Origin of the sequence: Trichococcus flocculiformis (genome assembly GCF_900113645.1) — a bacterium.
GTDB classification, from domain to species: domain Bacteria; phylum Bacillota; class Bacilli; order Lactobacillales; family Aerococcaceae; genus Trichococcus; species Trichococcus flocculiformis.
Genome location: NZ_FOQC01000002.1, coordinates 1 through 16,163, shown reverse-complemented (window position 1 = coordinate 16,163; position 16,163 = coordinate 1). Strand labels below are relative to the sequence as shown.

Sequence of the window (16,163 nt, the reverse complement as noted above, 5' to 3'; positions counted from 1 at the left end):
CGGAGCTGAGGCGAGCGCAAAGTCTGCACCTCCGACGAACCATCGCTCGACGGAGGACATCCTGCGATTTCACGCCCAGCTCCGGCCAACATTCGTTTACAGGAGCAGAGCAGATTACCGGAACCCCACCTCCGTTGAGAAGAGCGCTCACCGGAGCAAAGCTGAGGGCAAGCTCGATACCCGACGCCGGCAGCATTTTTTTGATATAATAGAAGCATTCCATTCGATATTCGTCGAATAGCACGATTAAAGGAGCCAAAATCATGACACAAGAACAACTGAAAAACCGCGCGGACGTCCCTGAGGCATTGACTTGGGATGTGACTGCACTCTATAAAACAAGAGCAGACTTCGAGGCAGCTTTGAATGGCCTTAAGGCAGCGACCGCAGCCTTCGCAACGACGTATGAAGGCAAACTCACGGATGCCAAAACGATCCTTGCTGCAATGAAGGAATACGAAAGGCTCATCGAAACCGCGACATTGGCGGATCACTATGCGATGATGCCGGAAGCGACCGACCTGACCGATCCGGACAACGTCGAGCTGTCCCGCCAAACTGCGAATGCGATGGCGGACATCAGCGCTCAGCTGACATTCTTCGAATCGGAACTGATCGGCTGCGACGCCGCTATCCTTGATCAGGTCGTTTCGGAAGAAGCGCGTTTCGCTTCCTACATCCGTCACATCAAGAAAAACAAACGTATCCAGCTGGCACCCGAAGTCGAAAAGGCATTGGCCCAGTTGGCACCCACGTTGGATGCACCTAGCGCCATCTATGAGCAGGCCCGCCTTGGCGATATGGACTTCGGCACTTTTACGGCCGACGGAAAGGAATATCCGCTGAGCTTCGTGCTCTATGAAGATTACTACATGTACCATGACGATACGGCAATCCGTCGGGCGGCTTTCGACAAATTCTCGGCTGTCCTCAGCGATTATGAAAACGTGGTTGCGACTGCGTATTATACCCAACTGCAGAAAGAAAAGACGCTGGCGACGATGCGCGGTTTCGATTCTGTGATCGACTATCTGCTCTATGGGCAGGAAGTGACGCGCGACCTGTACGATCGCCAAATCGACACAATCATGAACGACCTAGCGCCGGTCATGCAGAAATACATCACCCATCTGAAAGAAATCCGCGGACTGGACAAAATGACCTACGCCGACCTGAAGATTGCGCTCGATCCGGAATATTCGCCGCAAGTGTCGATTGAAGAATCGCAAGTGATGGTGGAGGACGCCATAGCCGTTTTGGGCAAGGACTATACCGACCGAATCATGCAAGCCTATCCGGAGCGTTGGATCGATTTTGCGCAGAACATCGGCAAATCAACAGGCGGATTCTGCACCAGCCCATATGGCACGCACCCTTACATCCTGATGTCATGGGCGAACCAACTTTCGGACATCTATACGCTGATCCATGAATTGGGCCATGCCGGACAGATGATCTTGTCGAACGAAAACAACAGCATCCTCGGTTCGGAGCCATCGTTGTACCTGATCGAAGGCCCATCCACATTCAATGAACTGCTTTTGACGGAATCATTGGCACGCAAGAGCACGGATGCGCGCATGCAGCGCTTCGCTTTGACGAAGATGCTTTCCGACACTTATTTCCACAATTTTGTCACGCACTTGCTGGAGGCGGCCTATCAAAGGGAAGTCTACAACTTGATCGACGCGGGCAAGAGCTTCGATGCCGGCAAATTGAGCGAAATCAAACGCAGCGTGCTGGAACGTTTCTGGGGTGATGCTGTGGAAATCAACGCCGGAGCCGAGCTGACATGGATGCGCCAGATCCATTACTACATGGGCCTGTATTCCTATACCTATTCAGCCGGCCTGACGATCGCGACGCAAGCCTTCCTGCGTGTCAAAGCGGAAGAAGAGGGCGCGGTGGCCGATTGGTTGGAATTCCTGGCTCTAGGGGACAAATTGGAAGCCGCAGAAGCCGCAGCGTTGGCAGGCGTGGACATCAAAACAGATCAGGCGCTGCAGGACACGATCCACTATTTGGACGAAGCGGTCGATTACATCATCACACTGAGCAAAGAGCTTGCTTAAGAAAGAGGAATTTATGGACGGAAAACTCAGAAAAAACATCAAAATCGGAGCTTTGGTCGATATCGTCTTGAAGAAAGACCAACGCACCGGGAAATTGACAAGAGGGCATGTGAAACGGCTGTTGACGAACAGCCCCAATCATCCGCACGGCATCAAAGTTATGCTGGTTGAAGGCGACCAAGTCGGACGCGTGCAGCAGATTATCGACGAGGCATAAATTGTAGCTAAAAAATGAGAAAAGAATCGAGTTGTCGCGTCTTTTCACAGAAAAAAAGGGTCAGATGAAAATCCAATGATAGTTTTTTTGTTGACAGTTCTTTTCAAATCTTATATTATGATTTCATACCACAACTGAATAGAACAAAGTCAGTGATGAAGAGAGTAGATTTGAATATTTTCTCCAGCGAGCCGGGACAGAGTGGAAGCCCAGCAGTAAAATATCAAATTGAAGCGCACTTCGGATGACGAAAAGGTGAACGTTGAGTAGCCTTTTACGCACTTTATGCGTTAATTTAATCGAGGTGGATTTGTTGTTTACAACAGATCAACTAGAGTGGTACCGCGGAATCAAACATTGACCCGTCTCTTGTAGCAATACAAGGGGCGGTTTTTTAGTACCCAAAGCACCACCAGCAAAAACATAAAAAAGGGGATTATATACAAATGGATTTGACTTTCTTTGAGACCTATCTGCCGATCTATTTCCAAGGCGCGGGTTACACGATTGGCCTTTCGATCAGTGCGATTGTACTGGGCGTCATCTTGGGGACGGGATTGGCATTGATGAAAATGTCGCCCAACAAGTTTCTCAGCATATTAGCGAATGGGTACATCCAAATTGTGCGGGGTACACCACTTTTGGTGCAATTATTCATCATTTATTACGGCCTGTACGTCATCAATATCGAATTGCCTGACTTCTTGTCCGGTGTCATCGCGGTATCATTGAACTCGGCAGCCTACATCGCCGAAATCATCCGTTCCGGAATCCAAGCAGTCGATAAAGGCCAGATGGAAGCAGCCCGCTCGATCGGAATGAGTAAATCTATGGCGATGCAAAAAATCATTTATCCACAAGCCATCAAGAATATCCTTCCTGCTTTGGGTAACGAATTCGTGACGCTGATTAAAGAAACATCCATCGTTTCTGTGTTGGGCTTACGCGACTTGATGTTCGCCGCCAATACGGTCCGCGGTGCGACATTCTTGCCATTCGGCCCGCTGGTGGTCGCTGCTGTGATGTACTTCATCATGACATCAATCGTCTCTAAATTAGTGGACATTCTGGAAATGAGGTTGAAACAAAGTGATTAAAACAGAAAAACTTACGAAATCTTTCGGGGACAAACAAGTCCTAAAAGGCATAGATGAACAAATCAACTCGGGTGAAGTGGTCGTTATCATCGGCCCGTCCGGATCCGGCAAAAGCACGTTTTTGCGCTGCATGAACTTGTTGGAAGAACCGACATCCGGGAAAGTGATCTTCGAAGGTAAGGAAATCAACAAAAAAGGTGTGGACATCGATTCCATCCGCACCAAAATGGGTATGGTTTTCCAAGGTTTCAATCTTTTTCCGCATCTGACGGTATTGGACAACATCATGATCGGACCGCAACAAGTCAAGAAAGTCCCAAAAGATAAAGCCGAAGCGATCGCCAGAAAACTGTTGACGCGCATGGGCATGTCCGAAAAAGCCGATGTCTATCCACAATCCTTGTCGGGCGGACAGAAACAACGGATTGCGATCGCACGGGCTTTGGCGATGGAACCGGATATGATGCTGTTCGATGAACCGACATCCGCGCTTGACCCGGAAATGGTCGGCGAAGTATTGCAGGTAATGAAAGACCTTGCGATGGAAGGCATGACGATGGTAGTCGTGACCCACGAAATGGGCTTTGCGAAAGAAGTAGGCGATCGCATCCTTTTCATGGATGACGGTCAGGTGATGGAACAAGGAACACCGGATGAGATTTTCAATCATCCAAAAAGTGAGCGGACAAAGGATTTCTTATCGAAAGTCCTATAAAATAAAAAACATATTTGGAGGGGTTAGGATGAAAAAAGGATTATTGAAATTAGCTTTGGGTGCAATGAGCATTCTTGCTTTAGCGGCATGCGGAAATACAAGCGAGACATCGGACAGCTCCGCAATAGATTCAGCGGCTACAACAACAACTGATAAATTGCAGGAAATCAAGGACAGCGGCAAATTGGTAATGGGTACATCTGCGGATTATCCTCCATACGAGTGGCACCTGATTAAAGACGGAAAAGATGAAATCATCGGATTCGACATCGACATCGCCCAAGCAATCGCTGATGAATTAGGCGTTGAGTTGGAAGTCAAAGATATGGACTTCGACGGACTGATCCCAGCGTTGACGACCGGTAAAATCGATATAATCATCGCTGGAATGAACGCCACTGAAGAAAGAAAACAAAGCGTTGATTTCACGGATGTCTACTATACGCAAACAGACATTGTCGTGATCAGAAAAGAAGATGCTGATAAGTTCACTTCAGAAGACAGCTTGAAGACAGCTAAATTGGCTACGCAAAAAGCTACAGTCCAAGAAACGTATCTACTGGAAGCTTTCCCAGACGCTGAAATCCAATCCGTACCGAAATGGAACACAGCAATCATGTCCTTGACGACAGGAAAAGTGGATGCCGTCATGATGGTGGATACCGTTGCGAAACAATTCATTGCACAAAATGATGATTTGATGGTTGCCAACTTTGATATCAACAGCACGCCAAATGCAGCAGCTATCGCAGTTGCGAAAAACGGCGGCGATTTCCTGGAAACAGTCAACAATATCGTAAATGAAATGAAAGAAAGCGGCAAAATCGAAGAGCTATACCAACTTAACGATCAAATCGTAACAGACAATACAGCAGAATAAAAACAGACCAAACCAATAAAAGTGCAAGGGTGCTCTCAAAAGGGCATCCTTTTTTTGAGACAAGGAAAGAATGCGGAGGAATCACGATTGAAAAAAGGGTTTATGAAAATGGTTTTGGGAACGATGAGCCTCCTGGCTTTGACGGCATGCGGAAACACGGGCGGAACAGCGAACAGCGCTGCGACGGATGGAAGCAGCGCCTTGCAGGAAATCAAAGACAGCGGCAAATTGGTCGTCGGAACTTGTGCAGATTATCCCCCGTATGAATGGCATCTTGTGCAGGACGGAGAGGACAAAATCATCGGCTTCGACATCGATATCGCCCAAGCCATCGCGGATGAACTCGGGGTCGAGCTGGAAGTCCAAGACATGGATTTCGACGGCCTGATTCCGGCATTGTCCACAGGCAAGGTCGATATGATCATCGCCGGCATGAACCCTACGGAAGAAAGAAAACAAAGCGTCGATTTCACGGACATTTACTATACTCAAAAGGATGCTCTTGTGATCAAATCGGAGGATGCAAAGGATATCCGATCGGAAGATGATCTGAAGAAGGCCAGCCTGGCGACGCAAAAGGCGACGATCCAGGAAACGTACTTGCTGGAAAATTTCCCGGGTGCTGAAATCCAGTCCGTACCGAAATTGAATACGGCCATCCTGTATTTGGTGACCGGAAAGGTTGATGCTGTGCTGATGGTCGAAACGGTTGCGAAGCAATATGTCGAGCAGAATGAAGGTCTTGAGATCGCGGGCTTTGATGTTGCCAGTACGCCAAACGAGTCAGCTATCGCCGTCGCGAAAGATAACAAAGACTTTCTGGATGCGGTGAACGACATTTTGGATGAGATGAAAGAAAGCGGACAGATCGAGGAATTGATGCGTACGAATATCGAAATCATGGATGAGAATACCGTGGAATAGTTAAATACATGCATGAAGGGCCATCTCGATTTTCGAGGTGGCCCTTTGTCTAGCGCTTCGGCATATTGCGGTGTGAAAACCCGAGAGATAGCCGCAATGTCGGTTGATCTGGATCGATTGCTTAGCGAACAGTCGAGAGATAGCTGAAGTGTCGGTTGATCTGGATCGATTGCGTCGCGAACAGCCGAGAGATCATGCGACTGTCGGGTGATCTGGATCGATTGCGTCGTGAAGAGTCGAGAGATAGTCGAAGTGTCGGTTGATCTGGATCGATTACAAAGCGAACAGCCGAGAGATCCCTCAACTGTCGACTGTTCAGCGGTCGAAACCGTCACAATACCCGACACCAATCTATTTTAGGCACGAAATAAAAATGGGGTCTGTTCATTTAACGCAATGAACAGACCCCATTCTTTTTTATGCAGACTTCTTTAGATGATTTCCGGTATCTTACTTTTTCTTTTTCAGATCCATATACCCATTATAGACAGTCGCGAAAATCCCGAAGAGGATGCCGGTGATCGGAAAGATGATCCAGGCGCTCGCCCAAGCATAGTAGACGAAACCGGCAATCAAATAGATGGCGGCTGCCAACGGGAAGACGACACCAGCGACGATACCGACTAATTTATTTTTCTCGGCCTTATCCTTTGAGAAATCGCCGATCGACAGCAGTTTCTCGTACGTTTCGTCCTGGATGCCATAAAAGATAAACAGGAAGACACCGATCGCGATGAAGCTGAGCAGAAACACAAGCGACAGACCATTCTCTTCCCCGAGCAGGACGACGGAAAGCAGCATCGAGACGGGCGCCAGGATGCAGAGCGCGACCCCGATTGCGACAGCGACCGCCAGCCGCGGCCGGAAATTTTTGTGTTCAGCTTTCAGCCTGGCGTAGGTTGCGGTATCGAGCTGGACCCGTTTCTCCTCTAGCTCAAATTGCTGCTCCTTCATGCCATAAAGGATGAACAGCGCGACGCCGGCTGCTATAAAGAGGAACAGCGGTACAATCGTCAGGATATCCAACAATTCACTCGTGCGGCCTCCCCTGAAACCGGTGAGGTATTGGCCAAGGAACAGGCTGGCCGGCCCCATGATGCACAAGAAAACACCGGTCGCCATCGCCCAAGCGAAGTGGTGGCGATGATTGATGTATTCGTCGACTTGTTCGGGAGAAAGGAAGACCTCGTTTTCAGGGGTTGCTGCAGGTGCAGCCGAAGCGGATGCTGTGGACGATGAGGTGAAGTCATCGATGTTTCCGTGAGCTGCTATGGCGCCGCTGATTGCCTCGTGCTCGCTTTTGCCTTCAGCTTTCAGTTGTTGGTACTTATCCTGCATTTTCGTTAGCATGGCGTTCTTTTGCTCTGATACTTCGGGAGTGGTTGGTAACTGTGCGAAGACGGAATCTACATAATTGCTGATCGTATCCATAGTTTTTTCTCTCCATTCCTGAGGATGATTCTGATTTGAAAGTCGTTGTGAGTGCCCCATGTGGACTGTACATAATTAAACCTGATGATTGCTTTTATATCAACTAAAGTGTAGCACTTTTAGATGGGGCGGGGAAATGATATGAGCGGAATTAAGAAGTGGAAATGATGGAGAAAAGTGATGAAAATGATTTGATTATCAAACTATATAGATGTATGCTTTATAGTATGGAAATCACTGAGCGGTGGTGTTTATGACGGAAAGAGACTCAAAAGGAAACAATGATAAAAAGACTCAAAACGACTAAACCCAAAAATTGGAGATTAACAAATTGAGGAGACTCATGAAATAGTAAATTGCTGAGCTTAGGACAATTGACTCTGAAAAATTAGTATTACAGAACAAAAAAATAGCCCGTGCAGAACATGAAAATTCTGCACGGGCACTTATATCTATTAAGATATAGAAATAATTTCAATCCACGCATACGCGACAATGTAATATTACATGATAGGTAAAGGAAATTCAAATTTTTTATTTGTTAGGGATTTTCACTATAAAGATTCTATTTATATATATTAATTATTGCAATTAGAAAATGAGTATGCTATATTACCATCAAGAGGTGACAATCATGATAATTGCACATAGAGAATCAAATACAGATGGGAAAAAACAATCGTTATCAGAGCATCTATTCTCCGTTGCTGAATATTGTGAAGAGACAGGTGCTCATATTGAATTATCCAACTTTATGTATTTAGTAGGGATACTGCATGATCTTGGTAAGGCGGATCGTCGTTTTCAGCATTATATCAACAATGGAACAAAAGACCGGGTGAACCATTCTTCGGCAGGTGGGAAATACCTTGTTAATGTTTTAGGGAAAAGTCCAATTAAAAGATCTCAGAAGGTAATGAACGAAATTATCCAGTACATAGTTTTTTCACATCATGGTTTGTTTGATGTGGTAAATTTTGAATGCGATTACATTATGAAGAGACGGATAACATACGATAAAACTGAAGAGTATCATTTTGAAGAGGACGTCATACCATTCGTGAATCAATTGAAGGAAGATATATTCAAGCAAAAAGGAAAAACTTTGGAGGACTTTTATTCTGATGCTTTAATGGAATTTGAGGCAATAGATAGTAAAATACTTAAATTATGCAATCAGAAAAATAAAAAATTACTAAAGAACGCCTATGCGTACTATTTACACTGCATTGTTCGGTTGGGATTATCAATATTAAAAGAGGGTGATATTTACGACTCTGCGAATGTATTTGAAGACGATAGAACTAAGAAGATAGATGAAACTGAAAAGGAGGATTTTTTCAAAAGAAGCCTACAAGAAGTTGAAAATATCGCACGGCAATTTAGTGAATCTGAAAATCCGAGTGAGCTTAATAAAAATCGTGTGTTTCTTTCGGAACAGCTTCGTGTTGCCGGCATACAAAATAATTATGGCATATACAAACTGGAAATGCCAACCGGATCTGGCAAAACTCATGCTTCTTTGCGCTATGCTATAAACAACGCTTGTTCGCACAATAAAAAACGCATTTTTTACATAACTGCCTTTCTATCTGTTCTCGAACAAAATGCTGCGGTTATAAAAAAAACATTATCTGATTCAGATTATATTTTGGAGCATCATTCCAACATCATAAGCGAAAGAGACACTAATTCAGATGAGGAATCCTCAACTTTAGATTATCGACAAAAACAGTATTTGATTGATTCATGGAACAGCCCAGTGGTACTAACAACAATGGTTCAGTTTTTTCAAACGATGTTTAAAGATAAGAGCAGTAATATTCGACGGTTCCATCAATTCATTGATGGCATAATTATTATTGATGAGGTCCAAAGTTTGCCAGTTAATGTGCTGTATCATTTCAATCTGATGATGAACTTTATGAGTACTATCATGAAGACCAATATTGTTTTGTGTACTGCCACTCAACCTACCTTAGATTATTCGGAACTAGACTATCCAATAGAATATACTCAGAATTCTAATTTCAACGCTGATTTGGCAATTCTTGATGAAACAATGAAAAAGAGTTTTGCCAGAGTAGATGCGTATAATTTAATAGGGAAAAATCAGCAGACATTGAATACAAGTGAACTCATATATAAGATAAACTATGATTTAAGCAACTATAAAAGTGTCTTGATAATCCTGAATACAAAAAAAGCTGTTCTAACCTTATACGAAGAATTAAAAAAAGTTAGTAAGTCTAAGATATTCTATTTAACCACTAATTTATGTGCGGCACATAGGATTAAAATTATTAATGAAATTAAGGATTACACTGAAAAGATTACTCTTAAAGAAGTGACCGATCCTGAAAAAATTATCGTGGTCAGCACTCAATTAGTTGAATCTGGTGTGGATTTTGACTTTAATGTTGTCTACCGTTCCTTAAGCGGAGTGGATTCTTTGATTCAGGCAGCCGGTCGCTGTAATCGAAACGGTAAATTATCTCGTGGTTTATTTAAAATTTTTAAATACGAAGAAGAAAATTTGAAGAGTCTAAAAGAAATTGAAGAAGCAAGGAATGCAAGCTTATATGCCATGAATCAATTGAACATTACGGATAACGACCAAATATTCCATTTAGAGGAATTACAGGAATTGTATTATGAAAAACATTATGCAAATCAGACCTCGTTAATGGGTTACAACACGAATGGAACTAACTTGATAGAATTATTAGGATACAACAAAGAAGCCCGGGATAGTTGCAATGAACTGAATAATTCTTTGTTTATAGCGCAATCTTTTTTGACAGCTGGTAAAAGTTTTGATCTGATTAAACAAGAAACCGTCACAGTCATAGTTCCTTATTTCTTTTCAGATACCCATAGCGACGTATTGGATTACATAGAAGAACTACATGAATCAATGCAAAAATATGAATTCAATAATGTGAAAAAAGTTTTAAAAAAATTGCAACCGTATACAATACAGGTGTATGATATAGGTAAAATGAAAGATTACGTTGAAGAGTTAATGGATGGCTCGATAAATATTTTGTTGAAGGAATATTACGATGAAAAAATTGGATTAAACATAAGTGCATTGCAATTGCTTTTACCGTAAAGAAAAGGAAGGAGTAAAAAATGGATAGACAATTTAAGTCGAAACCTTTTTATTATCGCTTGACAGGAGAATATGCTTTATTTACGGATCCGGTCACAAAAGGGGGAGGAGAGAAATTTACCTATCCAATCCCTACATATCAGGCTATGAAAGGAATTACAGAGGGTATTTATTGGAAGCCAACACTGCTTTTTTTTATCGATGAATTGAAAGTGATGAATCCAATCCAGACTGAAACGATGGGTATGCGGCCGATAATTACGACCGGAAACGGAGGCAATGATCTTAGTTACTATACGTATCTCACAAAAGTTGAATACTTGGTGAAATTTCATTTTGAATGGAATCTTAATCGTCCTGATTTGAAGAACGATAGACAAGAGATAAAGCATCAACAAATATTGTTGCGTTCACTAGACAGAGGTGGACGACGGGATGTTTTTATTGGGACTAGGGAATGCATTGGAGCGGTAGAAAGAATAAGCGCGACTGACTATCAAGATGCAGTCCCTTACTATCATGACAAATCTATTAATTTTGGGATTATGTTTCATTCATTTTCTTATCCAGGAGAATCATATGATGAATCTTCAGCTGGAAAATTAGTATCCAACTTTTCAGCTATTCAGATGCATGAAGGTGTGATTACATTCGGGCGACCTGAGGAGTGCGTAATTCGTCAAGAACTCAGAGATTATTCTATCAAAAATTTTACGCTTGATGGAATAACATCAGTAGATGAGGAATACGAAAAATGTAAAATGGAGGAGGTGTAGATAAATTGAATGTATTTACTGCTTTATATAAAACTTATCTGAGTTGTGAAGAGAGCGATTTGGTTGATGATGTGGATAATTTAAATAATAGTGCAGTATTGCTACCGATATTTCATACTAACAAACGCTCTAATAACGGAAAAGATATCATTGAAATAACACTAAGCGAAGAGGGAGATTTTTTAAGGGCGAACTACCTTGAAAAAAATGAAATTATCATTTTCCCCGTAACGGAAGCTTCTGTTGCAAGGGCAAATGATAAGGCACCACATCCTCTGTGTGATGAATTATCCTATATCACTAGCGCTTTTTCACAAGAAAAATTTGATGCGTACATTTCGAATCTTGAAAAATGGGTAAACTTTAATGATGGAGACAATGGAAATATCGTATTGAACAGTATATGGAAATATCTGAAACAAGATACCCTCTTAAGCGACATAATACTCTATCTTTATCCTCGTTCAGCATATAAAATCGATGCTAATAAAATTATGGTATCGGCTGATGATAGTAATTTCACTCTATCCTCGAAAGATTTTATTACATTTTGCATTGAAACAAAGTCAAAAAGAAACCGGAAAGTTTCAAAGGATAAGGAATTACATAAAAACTATATCAGCTTTGTTGAAAGTGAATTAGACAAATTACCAAAAGAGATATGTGATATTAGTGGGCTACAAACCTATTGTACTAAAAAACACCGCGGCCTTATGGGGAATGCGAAATTAATTTCAGTTAGTAACCACATTGAGACGTATTATGGTCGATTCGAGGATGGTTCTTCTGTTACCAAAGTGGGATATGTCACCTCTCAGAAAATTCATAATATGTTGAAGTATCTACTGGAAAATAAGAGTACCAGTCACATGCTGGATGCTAGTTCTAGGGTCGTAACTTGGCCGAGTGTAGATTTGCAGGACTATGATTATGATTTTATGGGTGAACAAACATTTTCACAGGCTCAAGTTGAGGATGATTCGTTATCTTTTTGGGATGACACGGAAGAATATACGATAACTTCTAACAAAGCGCAGATTGTAAATGATCATATCCGTGGGGAAATGCTGAGTACACATTCTGCTTTATACCAAGACTTTGATAGCTTACGTTTCTATGTACTAATTATTGATAAAGTTAGTAATGGAAGAATATCCGTCAAATATTTCAGGGAAATATTTATGGGGGATTTGACCACTCGCGTCAGCAACTGGTATGCAACAACAAATTGGCAGTATGGTTATGGGAAATATCTAAAAGTAAAGACACCTTCATTGTCTCAAATTGCCAATGTTACATATGGACATTTTAATAAAGATTCAAAACGCATTGAAATGTATGATGATGCCTTGCGGAAAAAAACTGTGGAGCGATTGCTGCCATCTATAGTGGATGGGAAAAAAATACCGATGGATATTGTGAATAAGACAATGAATAATCTATCGAAACGCATTGCTTACAAAGAAGGATGGGATACGCTGTTAAACACTGCATGTTCTGTATTAAAAAAATATAAATGGGATTACAAACGGGAGGAAGTGACAAGTAAGTTGGACGAGATGAATAATAGTAGGGATTACTTGTATGGTAGGTTACTGGCTGTAATTGAACTAATCGAAACGACTGCAACAAGTAGTGATAAAATTACTAACGCTGAAAAACTTTGGGCGACATATATGCAGTCACCTCAAAAAACGTACGGAATACTTATCAAGAGAATCAGACCTTACCTGGATCGATTGAAAAAAAACAATAAATATTATTATTACTATGATGCTTTGCTGTCAGAAGTGACTAATGCAATCAATGAGTTAAATTTAAGCAGTGGACAACAAAATTCAAGATTGAACGAAGATTTTATTTTCGGTTACTACGCTCAAAAAAAACAAACTTATACAAAAAAAATGAATCAAGGGGAGGAAAATAATCATGACGAAGTTTGAAAAAAAGGTTGATTTTATTGTAACAGTACAAGTTGTGGACGCTAATCCTAATGGGGACCCATTAAATGGAAATTATCCCAGAACCGACTTAGAGGGCCTAGGAGTAATGAGTGATGTCAGTATTAAAAGGAAAATTCGCAATCGCATGCAGGATATGGGATATAATATTTTTGTAAAGTCTAATGATCGTATTGACGATGGATTCCGTTCTCTTCAAAAAAGATATCAAAATTTATTTTCACCTAAAGACATTGATGATGAAATCTATAAACGAGCATGCGATGAATGGCTCGACGTAAGAAGTTTCGGACAGGTTATTACATTCGACAAAAAATCGATTGGCATACGTGGTCCAGTATCAATCAGCATGGCCAAAAGTCTCTCTCCTGTAAATATTACTTCAATGCAAATCACTCGTAGCACAAACGGAATGGAGGCAGAGGGAAGATCTTCAGATACCATGGGAACAAAACCATTTGTGGAGTACGGAGTATACTTGATTAAAGGAAGCATAAATGCTTATTTTGCAGAAAAAACCGGCTTTTCGAATGAAGATGTTGATATACTTAAGGAAAGTCTTCGTACTCTTTTTGTAAACGATTCTTCTTCTGCAAGACCTGAAGGGAGCATGGATGTGAAAGAGATATACTGGTTCACACATCCTTCTAAGTTAGGTGTGATATCAAGTTCTAAAGTGTTTGATATGTTAACTTATAAGCAATTGGATTCGTTTGACGTTCATTCTTATGAAGACTATCAAATCCATTTGGATGAAAAGAAAATTGAGGAAGCAGGATTGCTGGGTCTTAAGTTTGAACATATGTATGGTCTATGATAGCGATGATTTTCTGATGCTGTCAGGGATACAGCATTTTTACTTTTGCAAACGGCAGTGGTGCTTAATACACATTGAACAGCAATGGAGCGAAAACAGATGGACGATGGAAGGACAATTGCTTCATACGAAAGCGGATAATCCGTATGTAAAGGAAAAAAGGAAAGACCGATTTTTTTCTAGAGCCATGCCGGTTGCCTCATCCCTGTTAGGTTTGAGTGGTGTGTTAGATGTTGTAGAATTTACAAAAGATGACATAAATGGAATTTCGGTACCTGGTAAGAGGGGGAAATGGTCTCCTGTAATCGTAGAATTTAAGCGGGGAAAACAAAAAAAAGATTTACGTGATATCGTCCAACTGGTGGCGGAAGTTATTTGCTTGGAGGAAAAGTTAAATATAAAAATTCCAAAATCCTATCTGTACTATAATCAAACAAATAAGAAGATAGAAGTGGACATTACTGAAGAGCTGAGAAATTTAGTTTTTCACCTATCGAATGAAATGCATCATCTTTATGAACAGAATATCACTACACCCGCAGAAATATCAAAAAATTGCAAAGAATGCTCTCTTGTTGATATTTGTATGCCTAGAATAACTAAGAAAAAAGTAAGCATAGCAAATTATATGTCGCAGCGATTGGATGAGGATTTGACATGAGAAAACTGTTAAATACGCTATACATAACAAATGAAGAATACTATCTTGCTCGTGACGGCGAGAATATAATTATCAAAGAAGATGGTAAGACCATTCGGAGATTCCCAATACATATACTTGAAGGTATCGTATGTTTTAATTACGTCGGAGCAAGTCCTGGTGTTGTAAAATTATGCAATGAAAACAATATTTCAATTACCTTTTTAACTCCTAATGGTAGATTTTGCGGGAAGTTTATTGGTGTTACAAATGGGAACGTTCTTTTAAGACGGACGCAATATCGGATATCGGATGATGATCGCTCTTTGATGATTGCCAAGCGGTGCATTGAAGCTAAGTTAATTAACAGCAGGAAGGTATATTTAAGACTACTGAGAGATCACCCAGATAAAATTGATTCCCAGAAGATCCAAAAGGTAACAGATTACTTATATAACCAAATCCAAGTTGTGAATGATATTAGAGAAAAAGAGAGTTTAAGAGGTGTCGAGGGTGATGCTGCTAGGATTTACTTTCAACAATTCGATTCTTTAATATTGAGTCAGCAAGAGGATTTCAAATTTGTTATGAGAAGTAAGCGACCTCCTATGAATAGGGTCAATGCTATGTTATCCTTTTTATATAGCATGCTTACGTACGAGGTTCAAGCAGCCTTAGAAACTATAGGGTTAGATAGTTACGTAGGTTTTTTCCATACTGATAGACCAGGAAGGGCAAGTCTAGCTTTAGATATGATAGAAGAATTGAGGGCATACATGGTTGATCGCTTGGTATTGACTATGATTAATCGTAATCAAATATCAAAGAGTGATTTTGAAGTGAAAGAAAATGATGCAGTCCTTTTAAACGAAAAAGGAAGAGAGAAAATATTAACCGAATGGCAAAAAAGGAAACAAATCGAAATTACACATCCTTTCATAAAAGAGACGATTCCGATTGGACTAATTCCTTATGTTCAAGCACAACTGTTGTCAAGACATATTCGTGGTGATCTGGATGAATATCCACCGTTTATCTCATAGAGGTGATGATTCTGATGATGGTATTAATAACGTATGATGTAAATACTGAAGATCCATCTGGAAGGAAGAGATTGAGAAAAGTTGCAAAAACGTGTATCAACTATGGTCAGAGAGTTCAGAATTCGGTTTTTGAATGCACGATTGATCCAGCTCAATTTGTTAAAGTAAAATCACAATTGGACGGCATAATTGATCATCAAAAAGATTCACTTCGATTCTACTTACTTGGAAAAAATTGGATAAGTAGAGTAGAAACTATGGGGAGAGATGGGGCATATAATCCCGAATCGGATGTTTTCTTATTGTAGCGAACCTGTGTTGAGCATAAAAAGTCGGGTCAGTCGCGCTAAAAAAGGATTATTTATCTGGATAATATACAAAATATCTTCACTATTTCGCTTATGTAGTGTAGATATTGGATAGGAACCGCATAAAATAAGCAGTCGCACTCTACACGAGTGCGTGGATTGAAATA

At 41.1% G+C, this 16,163-nt stretch carries 14 protein-coding genes and 1 other annotated feature; of the genes, 13 read left to right on the top strand and 1 reads right to left on the bottom strand.

Going from position 1 to position 16,163, the window contains the following annotated elements; all coding sequences use genetic code 11:
* Positions 1 to 263 precede the first annotated feature (263 nt).
* The 6 genes from pepF to BMZ71_RS01005 all read left to right on the top strand — a co-directional run bounded on the left by pepF (position 264) and on the right by BMZ71_RS01005 (position 5,905).
* Positions 264 to 2,072, top strand: a complete 1,809-nt coding sequence (gene pepF / locus BMZ71_RS01030; RefSeq protein ID WP_086987951.1) for an oligoendopeptidase F — start codon at positions 264 to 266, stop codon at positions 2,070 to 2,072.
* A gap of 13 nt (positions 2,073 to 2,085) precedes the next feature.
* Positions 2,086 to 2,289, top strand: coding sequence for a YwbE family protein (locus BMZ71_RS01025; RefSeq protein WP_086987952.1), 204 nt, complete (start codon positions 2,086 to 2,088; stop codon positions 2,287 to 2,289).
* A 143-nt stretch (positions 2,290 to 2,432) separates the two neighbouring features.
* Positions 2,433 to 2,662, top strand: a binding site (T-box leader).
* 73 nt (positions 2,663 to 2,735) lie between these two features.
* On the top strand, positions 2,736 to 3,386 hold the full coding sequence (locus BMZ71_RS01020) for an amino acid ABC transporter permease (RefSeq protein ID WP_068558831.1): 651 nt from the start codon (positions 2,736 to 2,738) through the stop codon (positions 3,384 to 3,386).
* Positions 3,379 to 4,101: an amino acid ABC transporter ATP-binding protein gene (locus BMZ71_RS01015; protein ID WP_086987953.1), complete on the top strand. Its 723-nt coding sequence runs from the start codon at positions 3,379 to 3,381 to the stop codon at positions 4,099 to 4,101. Before BMZ71_RS01020 ends, BMZ71_RS01015 begins: the two co-directional genes overlap by 8 nt.
* Positions 4,102 to 4,129: 28 nt before the next feature.
* Positions 4,130 to 4,981, top strand: coding sequence for a transporter substrate-binding domain-containing protein (locus tag BMZ71_RS01010; RefSeq protein ID WP_177187450.1), 852 nt, complete (start codon positions 4,130 to 4,132; stop codon positions 4,979 to 4,981).
* Between the two features lie 87 nt (positions 4,982 to 5,068).
* A complete protein-coding gene (locus tag BMZ71_RS01005) occupies positions 5,069 to 5,905 on the top strand; it encodes a transporter substrate-binding domain-containing protein (RefSeq protein WP_086987955.1) in 837 nt (278 codons plus the stop codon).
* 450 nt (positions 5,906 to 6,355) lie between these two features.
* Here the strand turns inward: BMZ71_RS01005 and BMZ71_RS01000 are convergent, their stop codons facing one another.
* Positions 6,356 to 7,336, bottom strand: coding sequence for a hypothetical protein (locus BMZ71_RS01000; RefSeq protein ID WP_086987956.1), 981 nt, complete (start codon positions 7,334 to 7,336; stop codon positions 6,356 to 6,358).
* Between the two features lie 634 nt (positions 7,337 to 7,970).
* On the opposite strand from BMZ71_RS01000, the gene cas3 reads away from it, so the two are divergent.
* From cas3 to cas2, 7 genes are read left to right on the top strand one after another with little or no spacing between them, the layout of a single operon-like run.
* On the top strand, positions 7,971 to 10,451 hold the full coding sequence (gene cas3, locus BMZ71_RS00995; RefSeq protein ID WP_177187449.1) for a CRISPR-associated helicase Cas3': 2,481 nt from the start codon (positions 7,971 to 7,973) through the stop codon (positions 10,449 to 10,451).
* A gap of 20 nt (positions 10,452 to 10,471) precedes the next feature.
* On the top strand, positions 10,472 to 11,227 hold the full coding sequence (gene cas5c / locus BMZ71_RS00990) for a type I-C CRISPR-associated protein Cas5c (protein WP_086942281.1): 756 nt from the start codon (positions 10,472 to 10,474) through the stop codon (positions 11,225 to 11,227).
* Between the two features lie 5 nt (positions 11,228 to 11,232).
* Positions 11,233 to 13,170 carry a type I-C CRISPR-associated protein Cas8c/Csd1 gene (gene cas8c, locus BMZ71_RS00985; protein WP_086987958.1) on the top strand — a complete coding sequence of 646 codons (1,938 nt, stop codon included), beginning with the start codon at positions 11,233 to 11,235 and terminating at the stop codon, positions 13,168 to 13,170.
* The gene (cas7c, locus tag BMZ71_RS00980; protein ID WP_086942283.1) at positions 13,157 to 14,005 is read left to right on the top strand and encodes a type I-C CRISPR-associated protein Cas7/Csd2; all 849 of its coding nucleotides are present in this window, start codon (positions 13,157 to 13,159) and stop codon (positions 14,003 to 14,005) included. Before cas8c ends, cas7c begins: the two co-directional genes overlap by 14 nt.
* Positions 13,995 to 14,666, top strand: a complete 672-nt coding sequence (gene cas4 / locus BMZ71_RS00975) for a CRISPR-associated protein Cas4 (protein WP_086942284.1) — start codon at positions 13,995 to 13,997, stop codon at positions 14,664 to 14,666. Before cas7c ends, cas4 begins: the two co-directional genes overlap by 11 nt.
* Positions 14,663 to 15,688, top strand: coding sequence for a type I-C CRISPR-associated endonuclease Cas1c (gene cas1c, locus BMZ71_RS00970; protein ID WP_086942285.1), 1,026 nt, complete (start codon positions 14,663 to 14,665; stop codon positions 15,686 to 15,688). Before cas4 ends, cas1c begins: the two co-directional genes overlap by 4 nt.
* A gap of 14 nt (positions 15,689 to 15,702) precedes the next feature.
* Positions 15,703 to 15,996 (top strand): CRISPR-associated endonuclease Cas2, encoded by a 294-nt coding sequence (gene cas2 / locus BMZ71_RS00965; protein ID WP_086942286.1) that lies wholly within the window; start codon positions 15,703 to 15,705, stop codon positions 15,994 to 15,996.
* Positions 15,997 to 16,163 lie beyond the last annotated feature (167 nt).